The organism is Streptomyces sp. NPDC048565, from assembly GCF_040650935.1.
In the GTDB taxonomy this organism is placed as follows: Bacteria; Actinomycetota; Actinomycetes; order Streptomycetales; family Streptomycetaceae; genus Streptomyces.
Genome location: NZ_JBEZIH010000033.1, coordinates 1 through 22,303, shown reverse-complemented (window position 1 = coordinate 22,303; position 22,303 = coordinate 1). Strand labels below are relative to the sequence as shown.

Genomic DNA, 22,303 nt, shown 5'->3' with positions numbered 1-22,303 from the left:
TGCTCAGAGAGTGGCCCGGTCGCCGGGCTGCTCCTGGATCACCGGGACCATCACAGGGCCCCCGCGGTCGACCTCGCACCAGATCCGCTTGCCCGCGCCCTCCGGCTGCCAGCCCCAGCGGTCCGCCAGGCCGTCCACCAGCTCAAGACCACGGCCGTTCGTGTCCTCGCCCTCCGCGTGACGCGGCTGGGGCGGACGGCAGCTGGTGTCGGTCACCTCGACCCGCACCGTCCCCGCCGAACCGGCCGGGCTCGCCGAGCCGAACAGCATCCGCAGCACGGCCGGACAGCCCGTGTGGACCACTGCGTTGGTGACGAGCTCGGAGATCAGCAGGATCAGAGTCTCCGCGAGCGGCTCGTCGTCCTCCATCCCGGACCCGATCAGCCGCGACCGCGCCCATCTGCGGGCCCGTCCCACTTCCGCGGGATCCGGCCCGACCTCCAGCTGAACCTGAAGCACCTGCACCGCTCACACCATCCGAACCGGCGGACACATCGCCTAGCGCCTCCTCAGGGTCACGGAACGTGACTCCCCTGCGAGACAGCATGGTTGACGTACAGTCACCGCAACAAGCGCTTCGGGCATATTCCAGCGCGAAGGAGTACGCGTGGTCCATACTGTGCGACGCGTGTTGCGGAGAGTCGAACAGAAGCGTGCCGTCGCCCCGGGGACCGAGTCCCCCGCGGGTCCCTCGCAGCTCCGTGGGCCGCGAGCAGCGCACCGCGCGCCGTCCGGGACAGCCTCTGGGGCCACGCCCGGATCCTCCGCCTCCCGCGCTGCTCGCATCCAACGGAGCGTACCCGAGGGCGGGCCGGTGACTCCGCCCTGTGACAGATCTCCCCGGGGCGCACACGCGTTCCGGAAGCACTGCGTCACCCGTGGTGCGCGATTCGTGCGCCCCCCGGCCCGCCACGACAGCCCTGATCCGGCCTGATCCAAACGAAAGGCCCTAGGTGTTCTGTCCCGGGAGGTTGTGGACGGGTGATGCAGGTCTCGACTGAGGGATCTTGAACGGGTGAGGGCCTTCCGGGTTCGGTGTGGATTGCGACGTCTACACCGACCAGAAAGGCCCTCGTGCCCCACCGTAATGCACCCCTGACCGAGACCGGGCGCCTGCGCCTGGCCCGCTGCGTTGTCGAGGACGGCTGGCCTCTTCGCCGGGCCGCGGAACGCTTCCAGGCCTCACCGACCACCGCCCAGCGGTGGGCCGGCCGCTATCGGGCCCTGGGCGAGGCCGGGATGACGGACCTCTCCTCCCGCCCCCACCACTGCCCACGCAGGACCCCGACCCGCACCGAACGTCGGATCATCAAGGTCCGTGTCCTTCGCCGGTGGGGCCCGGCCCGCATCGCCCACCTGCTGGGCCTGGTGCCCTCGACCGTGCATCGCGTCCTGACCCGCTTCGGCCTGGCCCGGCTCAGCCACCTCGACCGGGCCACCGGCCGCGTCATACGCCGCTACGAACGCGACCGGCCCGGTGAACTCGTGCACGTGGACATCAAGAAGCTCGGCAACATCCCCGACGGCGGCGGCCACAAGGCCCTGGGCCGCCAGGCAGGCCGCAAGACCCGCTCCGGGGCCGGCTACAGCTACATCCACACCGCCGTCGACGACCACTCCCGCCTCGCCTACAGCGAAATCCACAGCGACGAGAGGAAAGAGACCGCCACCGCCTTCTGGACACGCGCACACACCTACTTCACCGGCGTCGGGATCACCGTCGAACGGGTCCTGACCGACAACGGCGCCTGCTACAAGTCCTACCTCTGGCGAGAGACCCTGACAGCGGCCGGGATCACCCACAAGCGAACCCGGCCCTACCGGCCACAGACCAACGGCAAGGTCGAACGCCTCAACCGCACCCTGCTCGACGAATGGGCCTACGCAAAGCCCTACCGCTCAGAACAGGAACGACGCAACGCCTTCCCCCACTGGCTGCACTCCTACAATCACCACCGCGGCCACACCGCGCTCGCAGGCAAACCACCCGCCAGCCGCGTCCCCAACCTCACAGGGCAATACACCTAGGCGTCAGGCTCGATCACCGTGAAGTACACGGAGAAGGCGGCGACGGCGTCCGCCTCCGCGATCCGGCCGTCCTGGTCGGTGTCCAGGCTCCGCGCCGCCACGCTCGCGATGTCGTCGGCGGCGCCCAGCACGCGCAGGGCCCGCTCCACCGCGGCCACCGGGGCCGAGGCGGGGGCGGTGCCCTCGGGGTCCGTACCGGCGGCGACGGCGAGGGCCGCGCGCAGGAAGGGGCGCGCGATCTCCGCGAAGCGTTCCGGGTTGTCCCGCAGCCGCTTCACGGCGCCGCCCACGAACTCCTGCCGGTTGACCCGCTGGTTCCCGTCGACGTCGGCGATACCCGCCATGCCCTGCCAGAAGGCCTCGGCACCCGAGTAGAGCGACTGGCCCCGGTCGCAGCGGGCCTTCGTGCCGAACTCGGTGAGGAGCCGGGCCGCGGCGGCATTGAAATCGGCGCGGTCGATGTAACCGTTGCCGTCCTGGTCGAAGGCGGCGAAGCGGTGCGCGATCTTACGCTCGTACTCTGCGCTGTCCATGCGGGGAGCGTACGACGCCGGGAGGCGTCACGTGTCACCGAGCCTCATCAGGGCCGTGACGACTTCACGTCCGGCCGGCCCGTCAGGCGGTGAGCGGACGGCTTTCGTCGTCGATGGCGGCGTCCGAGTCGGGATAGACCTCGAAGAGCCTTCGTACGCCCAGGGCGCCGAGCACCTTGTTGACGTGCGAGCCGTCGACCGCGCCACGAGCGGGGAGGACGATCCGCAGCCGGCCGCCGCAGGACTTCATGAGGCGGCGGGAGGCGATCAGGACGCCGACCCCGCTGGAGTCGCAGAACAGGACGCCGGAGAGGTCGAGGACCACGTCATGGCGGCCGGCGGCCACCGCCCCGTGGACGGACTGACGCACGACGGGTGAGCTCACGAGGTCGAGCTCGCCGTGGATCCGCAGCACGGTCCACGCGTCCTGCTCGGTCTCGTACACCTTCAGCGTCACGCGACTCGGCCTCTCGTTCCGGGGGCTCCGGAGGATCCGGAAGTTTCCGTTCCTCCTCGCGGCTTCCCGCGCACCAGCCCGTGAAACACTCTTCTACCCAGCGGCCTGGTGCAGGATTCATCCAGAAACGATCACTTCGGGATCGTTTACGCGATCAGCAAACGGCAAGGGGTTGAGCATTCTCTATCATCCGGCGCCACTTGAGGGACGTACTTGCCGCAAAGGTACGTGCTCGGACTATGCCGCCGACTACATTCGACATGACGAGGGGCACAGGGCTGGGGGCTGGATGGCGAAGGACGCACCACCGCGCTGGGACCGCCGGATGCAGCAGCGGCTGGCGCGCGGCGAGGCGGCGGCCATCGGCGAGCTCTACGACCGTTTCGCCGCCCTCGTGCACAGCCAGGCCCACCGCATGCTGGACGACGAGGACGCCGCGGACCAGGTGACACGCGAGGTCTTCGGCTACGTCTGGGAGAACCCCGACGCCTACGACCCCAAGCACGGCTCCATGCGCTCCTGGGTGGCGCGGCTCACCCACCGCAGTTCCGTGCGGCGGCTCCGCACCACACACGGCGGGACCGAGGGGCCCGACGCCGAGGCGCGGGCCGATGAGCTGGAACACCGGGTGCAAAAAGCCACAGCCGCGGCCAGGGCCGACTACATCGTCGCCTCCATGCCCGCGCCGCTGCGCGCCGCCCTCGAGCTCGCCTACGTGCAGCGCAGGGACTACCGGCAGGCCGCAGCCGACCTGGGCGTCACCGGGGACGAGGCCAGGCGCAGACTGCGGCTCGGCCTCCAGCTGCTCTCCACCGCGAACACCCGGCCGTCGGCGGACTCGCCACCTCCCGGATACGGACCCACCCCGTGACCGGCGGCCACCGCGGCGACGGCCGCGACGAGGAGCAGCCGGTGGAACGGCGCATACCGGGGCCCAGGCAGGCCGCGGACGACCGGGAGAGGCTGCCCCGGATCCAGCCCGAAAGGCCCGCCCCGCCGCTCCCCCACAAGGTGCTCACCTCCCTCCTCGGCGCCTGGGCGCTGGCCGCCTGCTCCCCCGAGGAGACCGCGGCCGTCGAGGATCACCTCACCTCGTGCGCACCCTGCGCCGACGAGGCGCTGCGGCTGCGGGACGCGGTGGGCCTGCTGCACACCGACGGCAACCTCGACCTGGACCCGATGCTCAGGTCCCGCGTCCTCGAAGGCTGTCTCGGCCGCCGCCCGGCGCGCATCCCCGTACCGGAGTGGGCCGCCCCCTACGACGCGGAGACCGCGCGGCTCGACGCGCTGCTGCGGGACATCGGCTCCGCCGAATGGCACGCACCGGTGCGGCTCAAGTGGTTCGAGGACGACCGGCAGGTGAACCGCAGGACGACGGTCGCCGGGGTGATCTGCCATCTGACGGCCGTCGACGGGCTGGTGTCGAGGGCACTCGAACTCGACGACCCGCTGGGCAAGGGCGACCAGCCCCTCACACCGGCCGAGCGCACCGAGACGTACTGGTCGGGTGCGGTCCAGCCACCCACCCGGGTCGTACGCGAGCCCTGGCGTGACCAGAGCCACTCCCTGATCCGTACGGTGTCGTTCGCCGGCCGCGGCGTCGCGGAGCGCTCCGTCCCGTACGGGCACTTCACCCTCCCGCTGCAGGACTCGCTCCTGGAGCGGGCCTTCGAGTGCTGGGTGCACGGCGGTGACATCGCGGACGCGGTGGACTACCCGTACGAGCCGCCCGCCGCCGCCCATCTGCACCGGATGATCGACCTGGCGGCCCGGCTGCTGCCCGCCACCCTGGCCGGACGCCGCCGGGCCGGGCTGGCCGCACCGGCCCGCCGTCTGGTCACCGCGGGCTCGCCCGGCCGCTCCCTCCATCTGGAGGTCGAGGGCCATGGCGGCGGCGACTGGTACATCGCGCTGGACTCACCGGCCGCCCTCGGCTCTCCCGCGCACACGGTGGCGCAGGTCGCGCTCGACGGGGTGGAGCTCTGCCGGCTGATCTCCGGCCATGTGCCGCCGGCCGAAGCCGCCGCGGGCCAGAACGGCGACCGCGAGGCGATCCGCGACGTCCTGTTCGCCGCGGCCTCACTCAGCGGGCTGTGAACCGGACGCGCCCGCGGTCCCTCAGGCGAAGACGACCGTACGGCGGCCGTTGAGCAGGATGCGCCGCTCCGCGTGCCACTGCACGGCGCGGGCCAGTGCCCGGCACTCCACGTCGCGTCCGACGGCGACGAGCTGGTCCGGTGTGACGCCGTGCCTGACGCGCTCGACCTCCTGCTCGATGATCGGCCCCTCGTCGAGGTCGGCGGTCACGTAGTGCGCCGTCGCACCGATCAGCTTCACCCCGCGCGCATGGGCCTGGTGGTAGGGCTTCGCGCCCTTGAAGCTCGGCAGGAACGAGTGGTGGATGTTGATGATCCGGCCGCTCAGCTGCTTGCAGATGTCGTCCGAGAGCACCTGCATGTAGCGCGCGAGTACGACGAGTTCGACGTTCTCCCCACGGACGAGCTCCAGCACCTGCGCCTCGGCCTCCGCCTTGTTCTCCCTGTTCACCGGGATGTGCCGGAACGGAATGCCGTACGAGGCGACGAGCTCGGCGAAGTCCGTGTGGTTGGAGACGACCGCCACGATCTCCACCGGCAGCGCACCGGTGCGGGAGCGGAACAGCAGGTCGTTGAGGCAGTGCCCGAACTTGCTGACCATCAGCACGATCCGCATCCGGTCGCTCGCCCGGTGGATCTGCCACTCCATCCGGAAGGACTCCCCGATCGCGGCGAAGCTGGCGCGCAGCTTGTCCACGGTGACCGTGGCGTCCGCCGAGAAGTGGACGCGCATGAAGAACAGGCCGGTGTCGTGGTCGCCGAACTGCTGGCTGTCCTCGATGTTGCAGCCGGTCATGAAGAGATAGCTCGACACGGCGTGCACGATGCCCTGCTTGTCGGGACAGGAGAGCGTGAGGACGTACTGCTCGGCGACGGTGTCCGAGGCAGCGGTTACGGATTCGGCGAGCTGCGGCGCGGTCATTCCCGTAGAGTGCCACACCGCCCGCGGGTCACGCGGAACTGGTCATGATGCGGAGCACGTCCAGGGAGCGCGGCGGAATGTCGGGATCCTCCCCGTCATTGGTGGCGAGCATCACATGGGCCTCGCGGGCGGCCACGACCGCCTCCTGCCAGCCCGGGTGTTCCAGATAGGCGGATACGGGGGCGTCTGCGCCGATCTGGTGCATGATGCGCAGCACCCGCAGGGCGGCGACGTCCACGAGGGCCGCCTCGGCGGAGTCGCGGAAGATCGTTCCCACGTATTTCTCGGCGGACCAGTTGTCCAGCCAGGTGTCCTCGACCAGGCGGTACACGGCGTCGGTGACGTCGCCGTACCCCTCCCGGCCGGCCAGCCAGCACTCGTGGTGGAAGACGGGGTCGGAGAGCATGTGCAGCGCCGAGCGCACGTTGCTGCGCCAGCGCCACCACGGCATGTCATTGAGCGGCATGCCGCCCATGGTGGAGGAGCGACGGCCGCGACGGGAAGTGTTCTCCGAACCTTGCTGCACGGTTGCCGATCGTACGTTCCTTTACCGAGCCCCTGCGCGGCCCCCCGTAATTCACCTCCACGTCACCCTGCGTTGACCGCCTCACACAGTGGCGTTACCCGTGAGCCGGGAGGGTCCGTATCCATGACCGGATGGCGACGTCTCACCTCTCCCCGCCCCCTCGGACTCCTCGCATCGGCGGCGGCCGGGGCCCTGCTGATATCCGGCTGCGGTGTCATCCCGGGAACCTCGGACGACTCCAGGGAGACCGTCACCGTGATGACGTGGGCCCCCGACACCACCGCGGCCGACGCGGTGAACATGGCGGGGATGACGGCCATGGCGACCGCTTACGCCCGCTGGATCAACGAGAACGGCGGGCTCGACGGCCACCGGCTGCGGGTCCTGACCTGCAACGAGCAGGACACCTCGGCCGGTGCGTCGAAGTGCGCGCGGCAGGCGGTCGACTCCGGCGTCGCGGCGGTCGTCGGCTCGTACAGCAGATACGGGCGGTCGTTCCTGGCCCCGCTGGAGGCGGCAGGGATCCCGTACATCGGCGGGTACGGCGCCTCGGCCGACGAGTTCACCAGCTATCTCTCCTACCCGGTCAACGGGGGCCAGCCGGCGCTCGTCGCGGGCAACGGCGAGCAGCTGGCGGCCGACTGCGAGCGGGTCTCGCTCGTGCGGCCCGACACCCTGGTCGGCGACACCATGCCGGGCCTCCTCGACACGGGCCTCAGCCGGCGCGACCGGCCCGCGTCCCACGACATCAGTGCGGCCGAAGGAGCCACCTCGTACGACGCCGAGGCGGCCAGAGCCCTCGCGCAGGCGGACGGCGGCTGTGTGACCGCGGTGCTCGGCCAGGGCACGGAGACGTTCTTCGACTCCTTCCGCCGGCTCGAACCCGAGGGCAGCGATGTACGGATCTCGTCCGTGCTCGGCAGCGTCGGCCAAGGCCTCATCGACGGCTCGGGCGGCCGGAACAGCCCCTTCGAGGGTGCCCGCGTCACCGGTTGGTACCCGGTGTCCGGGGACGCCCGCTGGAACGAGATGCGCGAGGTGATCAGGAAGTACGCCTTCGGGGACGACCGGATCGTTCCCGAGGACACGGGCGTGCAGACGACCTGGATCGCCTACACCGTCCTCAAGGCGGTCGTCGAGGCGATGGACCAGCCGGCGATCTCGGCGGGCGGGGTCTCCGTCAGCCTCAACCGCGGCACCGAGGTGGACACCGGCGGCCTCACCCCGGTCCTGCGCTGGCGCTTCCAGGACATGGTCGGCACGGCCGCCTACGGGCGCATCGTCAACGGGCGGGTGACGTTCCAGGTGGTCCGCGACGGGCGTCTCACCGCGGAGAAGAAGGGCTTCATGGACGTCACGGAGACCCTGGTGGACGCCCCGACCGGCGGCTGACGCACACCGGCCGGCCCTCCGGCTCCCCGGTCGGAGCGGGAAGCCGGAGAGCCGGAGGCCGGAAGCGCAGGCCCCGTCAGAGGTCCGTGGGGGCGCGCTCGGTCAGTTCGTACTTCTTCGCGATGGCGTTCCACAGCCCCGAGGCCTTCTGCTTGGCCTCGGTGGCCTCGCCGCTCGACGCGTTGGCCTTGGCGGTCGCGCCGGTCGACGATGCCTTGCCGCCCTTGCAGACCTTCTTGTTGTTCTTGGCCTGACCGGCCCACGTGGCGTAGTGGTCGTCCGCCTCCGCCGACGCCTGCCACGCCTTGGTCAGGGAGGCCGTCAGCTCCGCGTTGGCGGGGAGCTTGTCGACACTCAGCGCCTCCAGCTGGGTCACCATGCCCCGGCGCTGCTCGGCCGCACCCTTCAGATCGGACGCCGCCTGGTCGAGACCCTTGCAGCCCTTGATCTTCTCCACGGCGCCGATCACCGCCGAGCGGCTGTTGTTGCTGTCCGCGAGCAGCTTGTCGAGCTCCTGGGCCTGGGGTTTCGCGGGATCCTCGGCCTGCTCCCCCGCGCCGTCGCCCGCGGGCGAACTCTGCGCGGCCACCGGCTGCTTGTCGTCCGACGGCTTGTCGCCCCCGCTCATCAGGGCCCCGGCACCCAGCCCGATGACGGCGCAGCCGACGACGACGGCCGCGATCAGCGGGATGTGCGCGGGCCGCTTGCGCGGCGCGTCCCCGCCCTGGCCCGGGTTCTCGCCGCCGTAGTCCCCGTGACCGCCGTGGAAGCCCTCCAGGCCCGACTGGTAGGGCTGGGCGCCCTGCGGCGGGTGCTGGGGCTGCTGGGCGGCCGGAGGGCCCTGGTAGGGCTGCTGGGGCCTGCTGGGCGGCTGCTGCCCGGCTTCGTCGAAGCGGGGCATCTGCTGCGTGGCGCCCGCGGGCTCCTCGCTGCGGAAGAGACTGTCGAACTCCGCCGGCGGCTGCCGGTCACCCGGGGCTCCCGGCCGGATCCCGTACGGAGCGCCGCCGGGGACCGGGGGTATGTACTGGGTCGCGTCGGCGTCGGCGGACTGCGCGGGAGTGGCGGGCTGCCCCAGATACCGGGTGGAGTCCGCCTGGTGCGCGGGCGGCAGCCCTCCGGGCGGGCCCTGACCGCCCGGGACGGGCGCGATGTACTGCGTGGCGTCCGCGTCCCCGCCGGGTCCCATACCGAGCCCGGCGTGCTGCCCGCCGCCCGGCCCCTGCGGAGCGGCTTCGGGCGGCAGGGGCTGGGCGTACGGCGGCGGCTGCTGCGGCTGCTGGTAGGGGTCCTGCTGATAGGCGCCCTGCTGCGGCGCGTACTGCTGCGGGGGCTGGTACTGCCCCTGCTGCTGGTACGCCCCCTGCTGGGGCTGCTCCGGTGGCAGCTGCCCCGGTGGCGGACCGTCCTGGTGCGCGCCCTGCGGCCCCCAGGCGTTGCCCCACGGCTGCCCGCCCGCCGGGACGGCCTGGTCCGGCTGCCCGCTCTCCGGGCCCCCCACGCGCCAGGGAGCACCACCCTCCGCGGGCAGCACGACACCTTCGTGGGCGTGCCGTACAGCGGGAAGCTGCGGCTCGTCACCCTGTCCGCTCTGCGTCACCGGGACTCCTACGTGTGAACCTATGGAATCGTCGGCTCACGCTACCGGGTGCCCCGAGCCCCGCGCCAAGCGCCCGAGGGCGCTCACCACCCCTTCACACAGGGGGTAACACATGCGGCACCCACGGCGCTGTTCATGGTCAACTCGCCGAACACGCCGGTCAGGCGGCCTGGAGCTCCAGCCTGGCGCCGAACTCCCGGACCGCCGGCTCGTTCGCGTACGGCTCGAACCGCTGCTGGAGGTCGTCGAGATATTCGGCACCCCTGCTGGAGCGCACCGTCCCCAGCAGTTCCATCGCGCGCAGCCCGGTGTGGCAGGCCTGCTCCACCTCACGCTGCTGCACCTGCGCCGATGCCAGCAGCACGAGCCCGATGCCCCGGCGCCTGGCCCGGGACTCCGGGAGGGCCGCCAGGGCCTCCTTCGCCCGGCGCGCGGCCGGCTCGGCCTGCCCCAGGTCCCGGTGGCAGTGCGCGAGCTCATCGGCGAGATAGCCCGCGTCGAAGTGGGCGATCCAGACCGGGTCGTCGCCCTTCTCCGGGTCGGCCTGCTCCAGGGCGGCCAGCGCGCGGCCCGCCGAGACCTGGCAGGTGCGGGCATCGCCCATCAGCGCGTGGCCCCGGGCCTCCGCCGCGTGGAACATCGCCTCGGCCCGCGGAGTCACCCGCCCCCGCGAACCCTCCTGCGCGGCCCGCGCCAGCTGGGCGATCTCGCGCGGATTGCCCAGCTGGGCCGCGAGATGGCTCATCGAGGCTGCCAGCACATAGCCGCCGTACGCCCGGTCACCCGCGGCCTGGGCCAGCCGCAGCGCCTGGATGTAGTACCGCTGGGCCAGCCCCGGCTGACCGGTGTCCACCGCCATGTAACCGGCGAGCTCCGTGAGGGTGGCGACCGCGCCGAACAGCTCACGGCCGACCGATTCACGGTAGGAGCCCGCGAGCAGCCCGGACACCACGCTGTTGAGGTAATGCACGAGCACGGGCCGCACATGCCCGCTGCCGAAGCGGTGGTCCAGGTCGACGAGCGCGGCCGTCATCGCCCGCACCGCCGTCACGTCCGGCATGCCGACCTTGCTCCCTGCCGTCCGCGCCACCTGCGGGTCGGCGCCCGTGATCAGCCAGTCACGGCTGGGCTCGACCAGGGCGGACGCGGCCACCGCCGATCCGGCCAGCAGGTCGCGGCGGCCCACGTCGCTGCGCCAGAGCTCGCAGACCTGCTCGATGGCGCCGAGCACGGTGGGCGCGAACTGCAGACCGACACCGGAGGCCAGGCTCTTGCCGTTGGCCATGCCGATCTCGTCGATCGTGACCGTGCGGCCGAGTTTTCGGCCGATCGCCTCGGCGATGATTCCCGGCGCCCTGCCGCGTGGTTGCTGGCCGCGCAGCCAGCGGGCCACGGAGGTCTTGTCGTAACGCAGATCGAGCCCCCGCTCCGCCCCGACCATGTTGACCCGGCGGGCAAGGCCGGCGTTCGAACACGCCGCCTCCTGGATGAGCGTCTGGAGCCGTTCGTTCGGCTGGCGGGCGACGAGAGGCCTGGCTGCCATTTTTCCCCCTGAGACCGCAGTGATCCGATGAGGGGATCACTGCCCGGCACGGCACAAGAAATGCGCATATTCATCTGTATCGGGTACGAGCGATGGCGAGTTGGCGTGGTCCTGCACCTGGTTACCCGCACAACGGTGCATTTCCTCCCGCGCGCCCCCATACATGCATCCGTGCGCCCCACGTGCAGGATCGATCCGCCCGGAAGGGGCGCACGCGCCCCCGTAACCCGTGGTGAAACCGGGAGTTGAGCGGAGCGTGGAAGAGCCCATCGGAGTGACGGAAGCCGCCCGCATCCCCCAACAGCGAGGTGAACAACTGCTCGAAGCCGCCGCCTGGTACGCCCAGGCCCGCCACTGGGACGTGTTCCCCGGCGTCTGGCTCGATGTCGACGGGGGGACGGAGCGCTGCTCGTGCGGTGACGCCGGCTGCGCCTCCCCAGGAGCCCATCCGACCCGGCCGGACTGGGCGGGCCAGGCGACCGGCAACGCCGCCGAGGCCCGCCTGATGTGGTCCAGGCACCCCGGGGCGTCGGTCCTGCTGCCCGCCGGCCGGACCTTCGACGCCCTGGACGTACCGGAGTCCGCCGGTTTCCTGGCGCTGGCCAGGATGGAGCGGATGGGCCACACGCTCGGCCCGGTGACCCGCACCCCGGACCGCCGGATGCTGTTCTTCGCCCTGCCTGGCGCGGCGGCCGAGGCACCCGGGCTCGTGGACCGGCTCGGCTGGAACGCCGAGGCGATCGGCCTGGTGGGGCGCGGCGAGGGTGACTATGTCGCCGGGCCGCCGACCCGGGTGGCGGGGCGCGGCGCCGTGCAGTGGGTCCGCCGCCCCTCACGCGGCGATCTGAGGCTGCCCGGCGCGGACGAGCTGATCAGCCCGCTCGCGTACGCCTGCGCCAGGGAGACGGCCGACGCCCGCACACGTCTTTCGTAGGGTGGTCCCCACACGTGGGGATATCGAAAGGCAGTGCCATGCCGGACCAGGCGGACAGCGCAGGCGGGACAGACACCGTGGCGGGGGCGGCCAGCACGCCGCCGCCCGCCGTGCGGGTGGAGGGACTGTGGAAACGGTTCGGGGAGCAGGTCGCGGTCGCCGGGATCGATCTCGATCTGCCGGCGGGCAAGTTCGTCGGTCTGGTCGGCCCGAACGGCGCGGGCAAGACGACCACGCTCTCGATGGTGACCGGACTGCTCAGGCCCGACATGGGCCGGATCGAGATCGGCGGCCACGACGTATGGCGCGACCCGGTCGAGGTGAAGTCCCGGATCGGGGTGCTCCCCGAGGGACTTCGGCTCTTCGAGCGGCTCTCCGGGCGTGAACTCCTCGGTTACACCGGCCGGCTGCGTGGACTCCCGGGCGCCGAGACGGACAAGCGCGCCACCCAGCTGCTCGACGTACTGGACCTCGCGGGGTCGCAGCACAAGCTGGTCGTCGACTACTCCACCGGGATGCGCAAGAAGATCGGACTGGCGTCCGCGCTGCTGCACAACCCCGAAGTGCTGTTCCTCGACGAACCCTTCGAGGGCGTCGACCCCGTGTCCGCGCAGACCATCCGCGGGGTGCTGGAGCGCTACACACGCTCCGGCGCGACCGTGGTCTTCTCCAGCCATGTGATGGAGCTGGTGGAGTCCCTCTGCGACTGGGTGGCCGTCATGGCGGCCGGGCGGATCCGGGCCCAGGGCACGCTGGCCGAGGTCCGGGGCGACGCGGCCTCCCTCCAGGACGCCTTCCTGGAACTGGTCGGCGCGGGGGCCCGGGACACCGGTGCCTCCCTGGACTGGCTGGGCGGTACCTCCCGATGACAGTGCTGGACACCCCCGCGGGATCCTCGGTCCCGGCCGTTCCCGGCCGGGGCGTCGTCCCCGTCTTCGTACGTCTCAAGCTGGCGCTGCTGCGCAACGGGCTGCGCCAGTCGACGGGGCGGCGGGCCGCCTACGTCACCTCCCTCGTCGTCACCGTGCTCTTCGCGGCGGGCCAGCTGATCGGCCTGGTCGCGCTCCGCGGTCATGCGCAGGCCGACACCCTGGTGGTGCTGCTCGCCGTGGTGGTGGCGCTGGGCTGGGCGGTGCTGCCGCTGTTCTTCGCGAGCGGCGACGAGACCCTGGACGCGAGCCGGCTGGTGATGCTGCCGCTGCGCCCCCGCACCCTGATCGGGGCGCTGCTGGTGGCCTCGCTGATCGGCATCGGGCCGCTCTTCACGCTCACCCTGGCCCTCGGCTCGGTGATCGCGGTGGCGCACGGCACGGCAGCGGTCGTGTTCGGGGTGATCGCCGTGCCGCTGACGCTGCTGGTCTGTGTGGCGCTGGCGCGGTACGTCGCCACGGCCAACATCCGGCTGCTGACCTCGCGCAAGGGCCGCGACCTCGCGGTGCTCAGCGGACTGGTCATCGCGGTGGGCGCCCAGTTCGTCAACTTCGGCGCACAGCGTCTGGGCCGGGCGGGCGGGCTGTCCTCGCTCGAACCCGCCGCGGACGTGGTGCGCTGGCTGCCGCCCGCCTCGGCTCTCGGAGCGGTGGGGTCCGCTTCGGAGGGGTCGTACGGGACGGCGCTGGGCCAGCTGTTGATCTCGGTGCTCGCGCTGGGCGGTCTGATGTGGCTGTGGCAGCGCAGCCTGGTGAAGCTGATGTCGTCGCCGGACGGCTCCACGATCGCCGCCGCCGAACCCTCTCGCGACCGGTCGCGCACGGACCGCTCCGGGCTCGCCTCGCTGCTTCCCGAGGGGCGTACGGGCGCGGTGATGCAGCGGAGCCTGCGGTATGTCGTACGCGATCCGAAGACCAAGGCGTCCTGGGTGACGGCACTGGCGATCGGCTTGATCGTGCCCGTGCTCAACGCGATGCAGGGAACCGGGTCGATCTATTTCGCGTGCTTCGCGGCCGGGATGCTCGGCATGCAGATGTACAACCAGTTCGGGCAGGACACCTCCGCCTTCTGGATGGTGGCGCTGTCGGTCTCCTCGACCCGCGACGCCTATCTGGAGCTCCGGGCGCGCGCCCTGGCGCTGCTGCTGATCACCCTTCCCTTCACGGTCCTGGTGACGGTGGTGACCGCGGCGGTGCTCGGGAACTGGACGGCACTGCCCGGAGTCATGGGGCTTTCGTTCGCCCTGCTGGGCTCGATGCTGGCGACGGGCGCCGTGGCCTCGGCCCTGTTCCCGTACTCGATCCCCCAGGAGGGGGCGCTCAAGAACGTCGCACCTGGCCAGGCCGGGCTCGCCTGGATCTCCATCTTCGGCGGAGTGATCGCGGCCGCGGTGCTCAGCGGGCCCGTGATCGGGCTGACGATCTGGCTGCATGTCGCGGACCATCAGGGTCAGTTGTGGCTGCTGCTGCCGGTGGGGGCGGTGTACGGCGCGTTCGTCGGGTGGCTGGGCGTACGGCTGGCCGCGCCGCGCATGGCGAACCGGCTCCCGGAGATCCTGGCCGCCGTCAGCAAGGGCTGAGAGCTCCAGGGCTGAGGGGCGCCGTCGGCCAGGGCCGAGAGGCGCCCCGGGCCGCGGGGGGCGGCGACCGGGATGGTCAGGGGCTGACGGACTCCCGGTCGCCCCTGAAGCCGTCGGAGAGTCGCTCCAGGAAGGGCTCCACCGCCCTGCGCCAGCCCTCGGGCCGGTCGTAGTGGACGAGATGGCCGGCGTCCTCCACCTCCGCGTACTGCCCGCGCGGCAGGACCCGGACCATCTCCTGGGCCTCCGCCCTGCCCAGCTCTCCTTCGATCCCGCGCAGGACCAGGGTGGGACAGCGCACCTGCGCCAGCTCCTCCCAGTGCGCGTCATGGACCCAGGTGGCGCGGGACGTCAGCATCTGCTCCTGGGAGAAGACGGGCCGCCAGCCGTCGGAGCTCTCGGCCATCACCTCCGCGAAGAACTCCCCGCGCGAGGGGTTGGGCCGTTCCACCCAGGGGTCGTCCTCGCCGAACCACTTCCGCACATCGGCGAGCGTCGCGAAGGGGAGCGGCCAGGTCTTGAACCAGTCCTCCCACTCGCGCTGCGAGGCCGCCCCGAGGGCGGAGGCCCGCATGTCGCAGATGATCAGCGCCTTGACGAGATCGGGACGCTTCGCGGCGAGCTGCCATGCCGTGAGCGCACCCATCGAGTGCCCGATCAGGGTGACCGGACCGAGGTCGAGCTGTTCGATCGCCGCCTCGGCGTCCGCGACGTACGCGTCGCGGGTGTACGCGCCGTCGGCCGGCTTCTCGCTGCGTCCGTGGCCGCGCTGGTCGAGGCCGACCGGCCGGTGCCGCTCGGAGAGCCAGCGGGCGGTGGAGGCCCAGTGTGTGGCCCGGCCCATCAGGCCGTGGAGCATTAAGATCCCCGGGGCCTGCCCGGCCTCCGGGCGCCCCTTGGGCTGATCGGCGAACTCCCAGGCCGCGAGGCGTACGCCGTCCGATCCGGTCACATCGATGCGCCGCACCATAGGTTCTGGCACCCCCTTCTGGTCCTCGATCACCGTGTGTGCCTACACGCCAGACTATCGAACCTTTATTCGAAAACTCGCTTCCGGCTCGCAACATCCCACGTTTGAGTGACAGCGGTTCAGGATTGACGACGGCCCCCAGGGGGAGACCTTCTCCGGGAAGCGGACCACTCGGGGACAGGGGTCCGCGGGGACTGACCTCGAGAGCTCGGGGCTCCAGGTCAGCGCAGGGGAGGACCGGCCCCGGCACCTTCGGGCGCCGGGGCCGTCCCCCGTTACGGAACACACGGGTCCGCACGCGTCGCGGACCACAAGGAGCCTTCGGCCGACCACCGGAGCAACACGGTGACCGGCCATGGCGATTCGAACACCCCTGGCCCCCCGAACACCATCGAAGGCGCGGGGAGGCGTGACAACGCCTCGGCGGACGAGGGCATCGGAAAGCCCGGCAGCCACCTCGCGGTGCGCGTGCCAGTGCGACGGGCGCATTCCCCTGCTCCCTCCCCGGCCGCGCGGCAGTCTCTGCCGGCACCCTCAGGTCATAGGCCTGGCCACAGCCTGGCACGCGTTTCGCCCGGGCGCTGCGATTCCGGACGGAAAACCGAAAGCGGGCTTACCCGCTCAGATCTGCACGTGCATCCGCACCGGCGCCTGCATGTGCACCCAGGCCGCCGGTGCCCTTGAAAGCCCTGCTCAGCGCTTCGCGACGAAGACGTGCGAAGCGACCTCGGAGTCCAGCTCGGCCGCCTCACCGCTGGAACCGACCAGCACCCCGCCCGCCGACTCGGTCACGCTGACGACCGAGCCGGGCTGCACGCCCGCACGCCGCAGCGAGTACATCAGCTGTGCGTCGGTCTGGATCGGCTCACCGATCCGCCGCACCACCACGGTCTTGCCGTCCGCGCCCGGGTCGAGGTCGGCCAGGCTGACCATGCCCTCGTCGAGGAACGGATCGGCCTCGGCCTTCTCGCCCAGCTCCTCGAGCCCCGGGATCGGATTGCCGTACGGAGACTCCGTCGGGTGCCGCAGCAGCTCCAGCACCCGGCGCTCCACGGCCTCACTCATCACGTGTTCCCAGCGACACGCCTCGGCGTGGACCTGCTCCCACTCCAGGCCGATCACGTCGACGAGCAGGCACTCCGCCAGCCGGTGCTTGCGCATCACCCGTGTCGCCAGACGGCGCCCTTCCTCGGTCAGCTCCAGATGGCGGTCACCCGCGACCCGGACCAGCCCGTCCCTCTCCATACGCGCCACCGTCTGGCTGACCGTCGGACCGCTCTGGTCCAGCCGTTCGGCGATCCGGGCGCGCATGGGGACCACGCCTTCCTCTTCGAGCTCGAGGATGGTGCGGAGATACATCTCCGTTGTGTCGATCAGTCCGGACATACGTGCCCCTCGATGCTGTGACATGAAGTCGTCGTGCGATAGCCCTCCACCAATTCTGACGCATACCGCCGACAACCGTGCCCCGCCGTCGGCCGTCGGCGCCCACCGCCCCGCCCCAGCGGTATTGACAGCCCACTGGTCCAGACCGCAACGTGATCCGCGACACGGGCACCGCACGGCCCCCACCCCCGCAGGAAAGGCCTCCTCGATGAGCGACAGCAAGCTCGCCGGTCAGTTCTTCGACGCAGCGATCGGCCTGCTGGAGCGGGTGCGCGACGAGGAGTCCGGAGCGATCGCCGCGGCCGGAGCCGCCATCGCCGACACCGTCGCAGCGGGCGGCCGGCTCTTCGCCTTCGGCGCCGGGCACTCCTCGCTCGCCGCACAGGACGTCGTCTACCGTGCGGGCGGCCTGGCCCTGATGAACGTGCTCGCCGTGCCCGGCACCCTCGGCGTCGATGTCATGCCCGCCACCCTCGGCTCCGCCCTCGAACGCGTGGACGGCCTCGCGAGCGCGGTGCTCGACTCCAGCCCTGCCCAGGCCGGCGACCTCCTCGTGATCATCTCCCTCTCCGGGCGCAACGCGCTGCCCGTCGAGATGGCGCAGAACGCGCGAGCACTGGGGCTGAAGGTCATCGGCGTCACCTCGGTCGCGTACACGACGGGCACCAGATCCCGGCACGCGTCCGGCGGCTTCCTCCGGGACCACTGCGACATCGTGCTCGACAGCAAGATCGCGATCGGCGACGCGGAGCTGAGCACGGAAGGCGTCGAGACACCGTTCGCACCCGCGTCGACGGTCGTCACCAGCGCACTGATGCAGGCCATGATGGCCACCGCGACGGAGGAGCTCATCACCCGGGGGATCGAACCGCCCCTGCTGCGCTCGGGCAACGTCGACGGCGGGCACGAGTGGAACGGGCGCGTGATGCGGGAGTACGGCGACCGCATCTTCTACCGGCACTGACCGGGCCCCGACACCGGGCGCGCACGGACCGCGGACCACGGATCCGGACCACGGACCGCGGGCTCAGGCGCCGCCCGCCCCGGGCTCCGCCGTCAGCCGCGCCAGGTCGACCGCCGAGGCGACCCGCACCGCCACACTCTCCGCGTACATCACATCCGGACGCTCGAACGCGCCACGGTTCGCCGCGCGCAGGAACGTCACCACACCCAGCGTCCGCCCCCGGCTCCGCAGCACCGCGCACAGCGCGTGCGCCGAGTCGCCCGGCCACTGGTGCTCCACCGCCCATGCCCCGCCCGCACCCGCCGGCGCCACGGCACGGACCGAACCCGTACGCTCCACGGCCTGGAGCGCCGGGTGCCCCGGCGCGTACCGCACGGGGAGCGAACCACCGGAGACCGGCAGACACGGGCCCGGCGCGTCGGACGGCGTGGACGCGGCCCGTACGAGCTTCTCCCCCACCGCCAGATCCTCCAGCAGGTCGACCACCACATGATCGGCGAACCCCGCCAGGGCGAAGTCCAGCGACGTGGTCGCCGCCTCCATGGGGTTCTCGCACTCCGCCGCCTGGCGGGCCGCCCGGTGCAGCTGATTGGAGCGGAAGCGCACGCGGTCCGCGTCCTGCTCCGCGAGCTTCGCCGCCGTGACATCCCGGAACAGCCAGCCGACCCCCAGCGGAACAGGCTCCTCCGCCAACGGCGACGCCAGCCGCAGAAACCCGCTGCGCCAGCAGCGCCGCCGCTCACCCTCCGCGGTCCGCAGCGTCACCCACAACTCTGCCGGAGCCGACGGAGCACCCTCGGCGAGCACATGCTGCAACGCGCCCTCCAGGTCCTCGACCCCCCGCACGATCAGCTCACCCAGCGGACGCCCGAGCAGCGCGGTACGCCCGCCCCCCAACGCCCGCGCGGCGTACGCGTTGACCACGGTCGGCCGCAGGTCGACGTCCACGGCGACGACACCCCAGGACGCCTCCTCGAACAGTGCCTCGCTGAGCGCGATGGACCGCTCCAGATCGATCTGCGTGTGCACCTCGCTGAACGCGCAGTACACCCCGGCGGGCTTCCCGTCCTCCCCGCGCACCCCGGACGACTGGGTCCGCACGAGCACCCGTCCACCGTCCTTGCGCAGCAGCGCGAACTCATGGACCTGCCGCCCCGGCGCGTCCATGACGGCCAGCAGCCGCTCCTGCACGTCCTCCGCGTCCGCGCTCCGCACGGCCCACCCCGCGAAACCCCGGCGCCCGACAGCCTCGGCGGCGGTCCAGCCGAGGACCCGCTCGGCCTCACGGTTCCAGTGGGTGATGGTGCCCTGCGCGTCGAAGGCACAGAGCGCGGCATCCATGCCGTCGAGCAGCGCGGCGAGAAGCCGGGACCCCGGAATCACCGCCCCCGACGGATCCCGCTCGGGGTCCTCGTCGGGACCGAGCGCGTCGGTGGTCCCGGTGCTCCTGGACGCACTCACTCCGTACCTCCCGCAGGACGTATTCCGCTTCGCGTTCCGCATTGCCGCACGTCAGACCATTGAACTCGAATGTGAGCCACCACACAGCCACTTCCAGGAAATCCGGTGTCCATCGGCGGTCCCACGACGGTCCCGTCAATTCACTTGTGTGGCTCCGGGGGAGGTTCGTAGGCTGTGGGCACACGTTGAAAGGAGGTGATCCGAAAAGTGCAGTCTTATCGGATTCGTGAGGTGGCTGCGGGCTGACAGCCCGTCGTCGCACACTGTGCACCTCGGCAGGCTGTCTGCCGAAACCCAAGCAGTCACCGACCCGCAGGCTCGCCGGTAAGTCCGGCCGGCTCCTCCGCGAGGAGGGACCAGAGCCTGCGGGTTTCTGCGTGTCCGGGGGCGGTGGGCGGGACCAGGCGGTGGCTCAGGGGCAGAGGCGCTCGACACGCCAGTCGGCCGCAGGGCTCTCCCGGACGTACCGCAGCCGGTCGTGCAGCCGGTTCTCGTGGCCCTGCCAGAACTCGATCGCGTCCGGTACGACGCGGAATCCGCCCCACTGCGGCGGTGCCGGGACCTTCTCGCCCTCCGGGTAGCGGGCGGCGAGCTCCTCGTAGCGGTCGACCAGCTCCTGGCGGGAGCCGATCACCGTGGACTGGTCGCTGGCCCAGGCGCCCAGCTGGGAGCCGTGGGGCCGGGTGCGGAAGTACGCGACCGTCTCCTCGCGTCCGACACGCGCGGCGGTGCCCGTGACGATGACCTGGCGGGCGAGCGGGTGCCAGGGGAAGAGCAGCGAGACGTACGGGTTCGCGGTCAGCTCACGGCCCTTGCGGGAGCCGTAATTGGTGAAGAAGACGAAGCCCCGGTCGTCGTAGTGCTTCAGCAGCACGGTCCGGGAGGACGGGCGGCCCCGGGAGTCGGCCGTGGCGACCACCATCGCGTTCGGCTCGTGGAGCGCGCCGCCCCCGGCGATCTGGCGGAACCAGTGGGCGAACTGCTCCATGGGGTCCGCGGCGAGATCCTTCTCGGTGAAGTCCTCGGATCGGTACTGCTCGCGCATCGCGGCCGGATCGGTGGTGCAATCGGATGACGGGACACGAGAGGAGGCGGAAGCGGAAGACGGAGTGGCATCTGCTGTGGGCACGGGGCCCATCCTGCCGCAGCGGGCCGGAATCCCCGAGGGAAGGGTCTTTCGGCAGGTGCGCGAGGCGGCAGCTGTGCCGGATGTCACCCTTCCCCGTGTCGTGGTAACCCGCCAGTATGCGTGGACCGGCCTTTGTGGCCGTCGTACAGCCGCCGAGTCGAGGGAGCCGCCCGATGTCCGACTTCGTACCCGGACTTGAAGGAGTCGTCGCGTTCGAGACGGAGATCGCCGAACCTGACAAGGAAGGCGGCTCGCTCCGTTACCGCGGTGTCGACATCGAGGACCTCGTCGGCCATGTGTCGTTCGGCAACGTCTGGGGTCTCCTGGTGGACGGGGCGTTCAACCCCGGTCTGCCGCCCGCCGAACCGTTCCCGCTCCCCGTGCACTCCGGCGACATCCGCGTCGACGTGCAGTCCGCGCTCGCCATGCTGGCGCCGGTGTGGGGTCTGAAGCCGCTGCTCGACATCGACGAGCGGACCGCGCGCGACGACCTGGCGCGGGCCGCTGTGATGGCCCTGTCGTACGTCGCCCAGTCGGCCCGCGGCCAGGGGATGCCGATGGTCCCGCAGAGCGAGATCGACAAGGCGGAGTCCGTGGTGGAGCGGTTCATGATCCGCTGGCGCGGTGAACCGGACCCCAAGCACGTCAAGGCCGTCGACGCCTACTGGACGTCGGCGGCGGAGCACGGGATGAACGCCTCGACGTTCACCGCCCGTGTCATCGCCTCGACCGGCGCCGACGTCTCGGCGGCGCTGTCCGGCGCGGTGGGCGCGATGTCCGGTCCCCTGCACGGCGGGGCGCCGTCGCGGGTGCTCGGCATGATCGAGGAGATCGAGCGGACGGGCGACGCCCGGGCGTATGTGAAGCAGGCGCTGGACAAGGGCGAGCGTCTGATGGGCTTCGGCCACCGGGTCTACCGTGCCGAGGACCCCAGGGCCCGCGTCCTGCGCCGTACGGCCCGTGAGCTGGCGGCCCCGCGCTTCGAGGTGGCGGAGGCCCTGGAGAAGGCCGCCCTGGAGGAGCTCCACGCCCGCCGCCCCGACCGTGTCCTGGCGACGAACGTCGAGTTCTGGGCGGCGATCGTGCTGGACTTCGCTGAGGTCCCGGCGCACATGTTCACGTCGATGTTCAGCTGTGCCCGTACGGCGGGCTGGTCGGCGCACATCCTGGAGCAGAAGCGGACCGGCCGCCTGGTGCGCCCCTCGGCGACGTACGTCGGCCCCGGGACTCGCGACCCCCGCTCGATCGAGGGCTACGACCAGCTGCCCGACCTGGGGAACTGACGAGGCGGCCCTCAGGCCGGTCGGTCTCAGCTCTTCCTGTCGTGGTTCAGGACCCAGGCGACCGAAAGCAGCACTCCGAAGACCCCCACTGCGAACGTTCCTACGACTTCGAGGAGCCCCCCGCCCTCCGCGACGGCCCGGATCGAGCCGGCGATCCCGCCGACCGCCGCGCATATCCCGAGCACGAACGTGCGCGAGCTCTGAGGCGCGTACCGGTACCAGGGCCGGCGTCGGGGAGGGGACGGGGTGTCGCGTGAGTGGCGTGAGTGGGTGGCCATGGTGCCTCCGTCGCTGTGGTGGCCCCCGATGCTGCCAGTCGGGGGCACCGGCCGGAGAGCCGGCCGGGGCGCAACCCGGCTGCGCCGCCCCGGTCGGATGACCGAAGCGGCGCCGGACTGCCCGTACTCGGGCGGGTCAGCCGTGCGGACAGTTCCAGGTCTTCGGCCCCACGATGCCGGCCTGATCCCCCCAGGCGCCGAGGTGGCGAACGGCAGGACACCGAATCCGACGGGCAGGAGGCCGCCGCCGATCCCGACGATGGTGACGTCGCTGTCGATGGAGGCGACCGCG

Annotated in this window: 20 protein-coding genes and 1 pseudogene; 9 read left to right on the top strand and 12 right to left on the bottom strand. The window is 71.5% G+C overall.

What is annotated here, in order from left to right; all coding sequences use genetic code 11:
• Positions 1-3: 3 nt before the first annotated feature.
• A complete protein-coding gene (locus tag AB0C75_RS31310) occupies positions 4-465 on the bottom strand; it encodes an ATP-binding protein (protein WP_362895160.1) in 462 nt (153 codons plus the stop codon).
• Between the two features lie 609 nt (positions 466-1,074).
• Between AB0C75_RS31310 and AB0C75_RS31305 the strand changes: the two genes are divergently transcribed.
• A complete protein-coding gene (locus AB0C75_RS31305) occupies positions 1,075-2,028 on the top strand; it encodes an IS481 family transposase (protein WP_362895158.1) in 954 nt (317 codons plus the stop codon).
• Here AB0C75_RS31305 and AB0C75_RS31300 read toward each other — a convergent pair.
• A complete protein-coding gene (locus tag AB0C75_RS31300; protein WP_362895156.1) occupies positions 2,025-2,561 on the bottom strand; it encodes an EF-hand domain-containing protein in 537 nt (178 codons plus the stop codon). The two genes, AB0C75_RS31305 and AB0C75_RS31300, sit on opposite strands and share 4 nt — an antisense overlap.
• A gap of 82 nt (positions 2,562-2,643) precedes the next feature.
• The gene (locus AB0C75_RS31295; RefSeq protein ID WP_362895154.1) at positions 2,644-3,018 is read right to left on the bottom strand and encodes an STAS domain-containing protein; all 375 of its coding nucleotides are present in this window, start codon (positions 3,016-3,018) and stop codon (positions 2,644-2,646) included.
• A gap of 289 nt (positions 3,019-3,307) precedes the next feature.
• Here AB0C75_RS31295 and AB0C75_RS31290 point away from each other — a divergent pair, with 289 nt between their 5' ends.
• Both AB0C75_RS31290 and AB0C75_RS31285 read left to right on the top strand, forming a co-directional pair.
• A complete protein-coding gene (locus AB0C75_RS31290) occupies positions 3,308-3,889 on the top strand; it encodes a sigma-70 family RNA polymerase sigma factor (RefSeq protein WP_362895152.1) in 582 nt (193 codons plus the stop codon).
• Complete coding sequence (locus AB0C75_RS31285) at positions 3,886-5,115, top strand: maleylpyruvate isomerase N-terminal domain-containing protein (protein WP_362895151.1); 1,230 nt, start codon at positions 3,886-3,888, stop codon at positions 5,113-5,115. The genes AB0C75_RS31290 and AB0C75_RS31285 overlap by 4 nt, the downstream gene beginning before the upstream one ends.
• 21 nt (positions 5,116-5,136) lie before the next feature.
• Here the strand turns inward: AB0C75_RS31285 and purU are convergent, their stop codons facing one another.
• Positions 5,137-6,036: a formyltetrahydrofolate deformylase gene (gene purU / locus AB0C75_RS31280; RefSeq protein ID WP_362895149.1), complete on the bottom strand. Its 900-nt coding sequence runs from the start codon at positions 6,034-6,036 to the stop codon at positions 5,137-5,139.
• Between the two features lie 28 nt (positions 6,037-6,064).
• Complete coding sequence (locus AB0C75_RS31275) at positions 6,065-6,511, bottom strand: hypothetical protein (RefSeq protein ID WP_362895260.1); 447 nt, start codon at positions 6,509-6,511, stop codon at positions 6,065-6,067.
• Positions 6,512-6,685: 174 nt separating this feature from the next.
• Here AB0C75_RS31275 and AB0C75_RS31270 point away from each other — a divergent pair, with 174 nt between their 5' ends.
• The gene (locus tag AB0C75_RS31270) at positions 6,686-7,954 is read left to right on the top strand and encodes an ABC transporter substrate-binding protein (protein ID WP_362895147.1); all 1,269 of its coding nucleotides are present in this window, start codon (positions 6,686-6,688) and stop codon (positions 7,952-7,954) included.
• 76 nt (positions 7,955-8,030) lie between these two features.
• Here the strand turns inward: AB0C75_RS31270 and AB0C75_RS31265 are convergent, their stop codons facing one another.
• On the bottom strand, positions 8,031-9,554 hold the full coding sequence (locus AB0C75_RS31265) for a hypothetical protein (protein WP_362895145.1): 1,524 nt from the start codon (positions 9,552-9,554) through the stop codon (positions 8,031-8,033).
• Between the two features lie 160 nt (positions 9,555-9,714).
• On the bottom strand, positions 9,715-11,097 hold the full coding sequence (locus AB0C75_RS31260; protein WP_362895143.1) for a transcriptional regulator: 1,383 nt from the start codon (positions 11,095-11,097) through the stop codon (positions 9,715-9,717).
• A gap of 256 nt (positions 11,098-11,353) precedes the next feature.
• Here AB0C75_RS31260 and AB0C75_RS31255 point away from each other — a divergent pair, with 256 nt between their 5' ends.
• The 3 genes from AB0C75_RS31255 to AB0C75_RS31245 are packed head-to-tail and all read left to right on the top strand — an operon-like array spanning position 11,354 to position 14,540.
• Entirely contained in the window at positions 11,354-12,031 is a 678-nt protein-coding gene (locus AB0C75_RS31255) for a bifunctional DNA primase/polymerase (protein WP_362895141.1), read from the top strand.
• A 38-nt stretch (positions 12,032-12,069) separates the two neighbouring features.
• Positions 12,070-12,900: an ABC transporter ATP-binding protein gene (locus AB0C75_RS31250; RefSeq protein ID WP_362895139.1), complete on the top strand. Its 831-nt coding sequence runs from the start codon at positions 12,070-12,072 to the stop codon at positions 12,898-12,900.
• On the top strand, positions 12,897-14,540 hold the full coding sequence (locus AB0C75_RS31245) for a transporter (RefSeq protein WP_362895137.1): 1,644 nt from the start codon (positions 12,897-12,899) through the stop codon (positions 14,538-14,540). The genes AB0C75_RS31250 and AB0C75_RS31245 overlap by 4 nt, the downstream gene beginning before the upstream one ends.
• Positions 14,541-14,616: 76 nt before the next feature.
• Here the strand turns inward: AB0C75_RS31245 and AB0C75_RS31240 are convergent, their stop codons facing one another.
• Positions 14,617-15,510 (bottom strand): alpha/beta hydrolase, encoded by an 894-nt coding sequence (locus tag AB0C75_RS31240; RefSeq protein ID WP_362895259.1) that lies wholly within the window; start codon positions 15,508-15,510, stop codon positions 14,617-14,619.
• 693 nt (positions 15,511-16,203) lie between these two features.
• Positions 16,204-16,896 (bottom strand): metal-dependent transcriptional regulator, encoded by a 693-nt coding sequence (locus tag AB0C75_RS31235; protein WP_362895135.1) that lies wholly within the window; start codon positions 16,894-16,896, stop codon positions 16,204-16,206.
• Between the two features lie 208 nt (positions 16,897-17,104).
• On the opposite strand from AB0C75_RS31235, the gene AB0C75_RS31230 reads away from it, so the two are divergent.
• Complete coding sequence (locus tag AB0C75_RS31230) at positions 17,105-17,860, top strand: SIS domain-containing protein (protein WP_362895133.1); 756 nt, start codon at positions 17,105-17,107, stop codon at positions 17,858-17,860.
• A gap of 63 nt (positions 17,861-17,923) precedes the next feature.
• Here the strand turns inward: AB0C75_RS31230 and AB0C75_RS31225 are convergent, their stop codons facing one another.
• The gene (locus tag AB0C75_RS31225; RefSeq protein ID WP_362895131.1) at positions 17,924-19,321 is read right to left on the bottom strand and encodes a PAS domain-containing protein; all 1,398 of its coding nucleotides are present in this window, start codon (positions 19,319-19,321) and stop codon (positions 17,924-17,926) included.
• 412 nt (positions 19,322-19,733) lie between these two features.
• Entirely contained in the window at positions 19,734-20,366 is a 633-nt protein-coding gene (pdxH, locus tag AB0C75_RS31220) for a pyridoxamine 5'-phosphate oxidase (RefSeq protein ID WP_362895129.1), read from the bottom strand.
• Positions 20,367-20,623: 257 nt separating this feature from the next.
• On the opposite strand from pdxH, the gene AB0C75_RS31215 reads away from it, so the two are divergent.
• Positions 20,624-21,733, top strand: coding sequence for a citrate synthase 2 (locus tag AB0C75_RS31215; protein WP_362895127.1), 1,110 nt, complete (start codon positions 20,624-20,626; stop codon positions 21,731-21,733).
• Between the two features lie 26 nt (positions 21,734-21,759).
• On the opposite strand, the pseudogene AB0C75_RS31210 reads toward AB0C75_RS31215, so the two are convergent.
• A pseudogene (locus AB0C75_RS31210) lies at positions 21,760-22,303 on the bottom strand (hypothetical protein); the annotation flags it as partial.

What these genes read in the sequence shown, in the direction of transcription:
- AB0C75_RS31290 (WP_362895152.1), top strand. Translation starts at nt 3,308, where the DNA reads ATGGCGAAGGACGCACCACCGCGCTGGGACCGCCGGATGCAGCAGCGG.
- AB0C75_RS31270 (WP_362895147.1), top strand. Translation starts at nt 6,686, where the DNA reads ATGACCGGATGGCGACGTCTCACCTCTCCCCGCCCCCTCGGACTCCTC.
- AB0C75_RS31240 (WP_362895259.1), bottom strand. Translation starts at nt 15,510, where the DNA reads ATGGTGCGGCGCATCGATGTGACCGGATCGGACGGCGTACGCCTCGCG.
- AB0C75_RS31250 (WP_362895139.1), top strand. Translation starts at nt 12,070, where the DNA reads ATGCCGGACCAGGCGGACAGCGCAGGCGGGACAGACACCGTGGCGGGG.
- pdxH (WP_362895129.1), bottom strand. Translation starts at nt 20,366, where the DNA reads ATGCGCGAGCAGTACCGATCCGAGGACTTCACCGAGAAGGATCTCGCC.
- AB0C75_RS31300 (WP_362895156.1), bottom strand. Translation starts at nt 2,561, where the DNA reads ATGGACAGCGCAGAGTACGAGCGTAAGATCGCGCACCGCTTCGCCGCC.
- purU (WP_362895149.1), bottom strand. Translation starts at nt 6,036, where the DNA reads ATGACCGCGCCGCAGCTCGCCGAATCCGTAACCGCTGCCTCGGACACC.
- AB0C75_RS31245 (WP_362895137.1), top strand. Translation starts at nt 12,897, where the DNA reads ATGACAGTGCTGGACACCCCCGCGGGATCCTCGGTCCCGGCCGTTCCC.
- AB0C75_RS31215 (WP_362895127.1), top strand. Translation starts at nt 20,624, where the DNA reads ATGTCCGACTTCGTACCCGGACTTGAAGGAGTCGTCGCGTTCGAGACG.
- AB0C75_RS31230 (WP_362895133.1), top strand. Translation starts at nt 17,105, where the DNA reads ATGAGCGACAGCAAGCTCGCCGGTCAGTTCTTCGACGCAGCGATCGGC.
- AB0C75_RS31260 (WP_362895143.1), bottom strand. Translation starts at nt 11,097, where the DNA reads ATGGCAGCCAGGCCTCTCGTCGCCCGCCAGCCGAACGAACGGCTCCAG.
- AB0C75_RS31235 (WP_362895135.1), bottom strand. Translation starts at nt 16,896, where the DNA reads ATGTCCGGACTGATCGACACAACGGAGATGTATCTCCGCACCATCCTC.
- AB0C75_RS31275 (WP_362895260.1), bottom strand. Translation starts at nt 6,511, where the DNA reads ATGGGCGGCATGCCGCTCAATGACATGCCGTGGTGGCGCTGGCGCAGC.